This is a genomic window from Lyngbya sp. CCY1209, from assembly GCF_055795065.1.
Window position 1 is genome coordinate 1 of sequence record NZ_JAYFER010000138.1, and the last position, 2,715, is coordinate 2,715.

The window sequence follows — 2,715 nt, forward strand, 5'->3', positions numbered from 1 at the left end:
CCAAAAAGTAGGCCCGCCCTTGGCTCGGCTCCGGTTCCGTCGGTGGCTCCGGCCGAACGTAGTCTCGGGGAACTCCCCGCAGCAAATATTCGGCCCGACCCTGCAATTGATCGAGCTGGCGGGAATAGCGATCGCGTTCGGAAGCCATATGTTCCAACAATCGGGCTTCCGAGTGAAAGCAGGTGCCGAACCGCAGCGGTAACAATGTTGTTTGCTCGAAAACTTCACAGAGGACGCGATCGTGGGCTAAAACCGCCCGCATCAATTCTTCATCGTCGGTTTGGGGCAAATTTTCCGCCCCCAAGTTCGGCTCGACCAATGCACACAGATCGTCCGTTGTCACCAAATCTACCGGATTTTCAATTCCTTGGGGTAAGTTCAGCGGAACTCGGGGAGTCTTTAAAAAGGCGTAGACATACATCAGACACGATCCTCAAGATTCAGCATCTTCCGAAGCGGGACGGGGAATCGGCACCCATTCCAGGCTGAAGACGAGTTGAACCAATCCCGATCGCACCTCGGAAGCCGATCGCCACATCCGTTCCCCTGCGGTGGACTCGGCCCAATCCACTTCCACCCCGTCCATCCAGATGCCCAGCTCGGGGGACACCTCCCGAAATTTTTTTCCAATTTCCGCCAGTGCGGAGCCGATCTCTTGTAAGTTCTCCCAATCGATGACGGCATCTTCCGCCAACAGCGTCCCCGTCAGTTGGGGGGTTTCGCGGGTGGTGATGTCGATTTCCCAGTGAGATCCGGTAAAGTCGGCGTTCAAAATTGCCACCAACCGCACCGTCCCCCGTTCCCATCGGTGTCCGGGTTGCAGGACTCGGGCGGAAATGCCGCCAATGAGTCGCACGATCGCGCGATCGCCGCTCACCATGTGCCACAGCAGTTTTGAGGTCAGCCGACCCAAATTGAGCTGGGGGGGGACGAGTTGGGGTTCGGGAGTCGGCAACCCGGAATAGACTCGCTCGGCAAACTCACTCGTTCGGGCCAGCAAAAATGGCTCGAAGGCTTCAGGTGGGGATTCGTGTTGCCCCAAAAATAGGTGTTTCAGGGGGATTGCCAGTTGTTGGCGGATCGATTCCCGGACGTAGCGACTCAAAACCACCGTATCCGTGAGCTTGAGTTGGCTCGACAGGAGGGCTCTCGGTGATTCGTCTATTGTCTCTACGGATGATGACTCAAAGGTATGCTCGAACGAGGGGGGATTCGCCAGAAATTCCCATCCCAATGTCAAAGAGAGTTGGCCGACTTGCCAATTGTAGCCCGGATACAGAAGGGTGATGGGCTGAGATTTTAAGTTGGCGATCGCCGGAAATCTTTGGTCGATGGTGTTTTGGAGCCGTTCGAGCAAAGATTTGGCGTCGAGGGGATATTGGCAAAATCGACAATCCCCGGACTGAATCATCGCCTCGGCGGGCAGGTTAAATTGAGGGGGGTGGCGGGTCGCCAGGTCGATCGCTTCCTGGGTTTGGGACGTTTTCAAGGTCAGACCCGCGACCAGTCGCAGGATGCCCCGGTTCCAAGTGCCGTCCGCCGCAGTGACTTTGGCTTCGATCCCCGTCAGGAGCCGGAGCGTATCTTCCGCACTGCGGGCCAGATGCCACAACAACAGGGGCACGATGTCATTTAAGGCGATAATTTCAGATTGGGTAATTGGCTCTTTTTTGGACTGTGGGGCGGATTTTTCATCCTCCAACGCATTCAGGACATCGCCCATTTCTTCGGTGACGTAGGGGAGCAGATGTTCCGGGGTTTGGGGCGGGTCGGATTGCCATCCGCCGCCGGGCGATCGCAGGTTGGCAACCAATTCCACCAATTTTTCCAGGCTGTCCGTCAAAGCCGGGGACACCCGATCTTCGGGTCTCGAAGTCGGCGTCACAACTCCTGGAAGTTTGAGTAAGATGCGATCGGACTCTTCGGCGTCGAACAATGAGAGGGGTTGGGGAACTTCGGCGGGAGAGGAAGAAGGTTCGCCGAACGTCTTCTCGGGGGTATCGTACATGGTCAGAATGCCTCCAATGGAAATTGTCTTCCGGCAGTGACGAGTGAAGGGTGATATCAAATCCGGATTTTCAGAACAATTGATCTCGACCCTTTGCCCCTTACCCTTTCTCCCTCCCTACACCCTACACCCTACACCCTACACCCGATTTCAGGGATCGAGGGGGAGGTCCAGGCGATCGACGATCTGGATGGAGTTCCCAGTTGAGGGATCGGTGACGATCGCCAAACCCGTTTTTCCCCAGGGTGCGATCGCCAGGGGGATGACGCCCAGGTGAAACTCGCCGATCCGACGACCGTCCCAATTGACGATGCGGAGGTTGCCATCCGCATCGGCCCAACCATATCCCCAGTCTGCAACAAAAAAGCAGGTGGCGGGCGACTCCAGAAAGACTCGGATCAAATGGAGGGGTTTGAGACGAATTTGGAACAGGAGGGAGGGGGAATCGTCGGAGAGGGCGAGGATCGTGTGGGGTTGGGGGGTCGGCAAGACCGGGCTGACGGAGATGGGCAATTTGAGTCGTCCCATGGGGATGCCCCGGCGACTGTAGATCTGAAATAGGGTTCTCGGAGATTTGGCTTCGGGATTTGACCAGGTGGCGAGGAGGTGTCGGCGATCGAGAAAGGTCAATATGGGGAGTTTGTCGGTGGAGACCGAGAGAATTTTCAGGGGTTTGGGGGGGTTTGAGGGGGGGTTTGAGGGGAGGT

Annotated in this window: 2 protein-coding genes and 1 pseudogene; all 3 read right to left on the bottom strand. The window is 56.8% G+C overall.

All coding sequences use genetic code 11. The annotated features are described in order from the left end of the window. The coding region (locus AC0QHF_RS01400; protein ID WP_324702396.1) for a GvpL/GvpF family gas vesicle protein at window positions 1-421 on the bottom strand (421 nt) is incomplete at its 3' end. 12 nt (window positions 422-433) lie between these two features. After that, window positions 434-2,008, bottom strand: coding sequence for a nucleoside triphosphate pyrophosphohydrolase family protein (locus tag AC0QHF_RS01405; protein ID WP_324702397.1), 1,575 nt, complete (start codon window positions 2,006-2,008; stop codon window positions 434-436). 150 nt (window positions 2,009-2,158) lie between these two features. Further along, a pseudogene (locus AC0QHF_RS01410) lies at window positions 2,159-2,715 on the bottom strand (serine/threonine protein kinase); the annotation flags it as partial.

Excerpts from the sequence above, each read along its gene's own strand:
- AC0QHF_RS01405 (WP_324702397.1), bottom strand. The coding sequence starts at position 2,008 with ATGTACGATACCCCCGAGAAGACGTTCGGCGAACCTTCTTCCTCTCCC.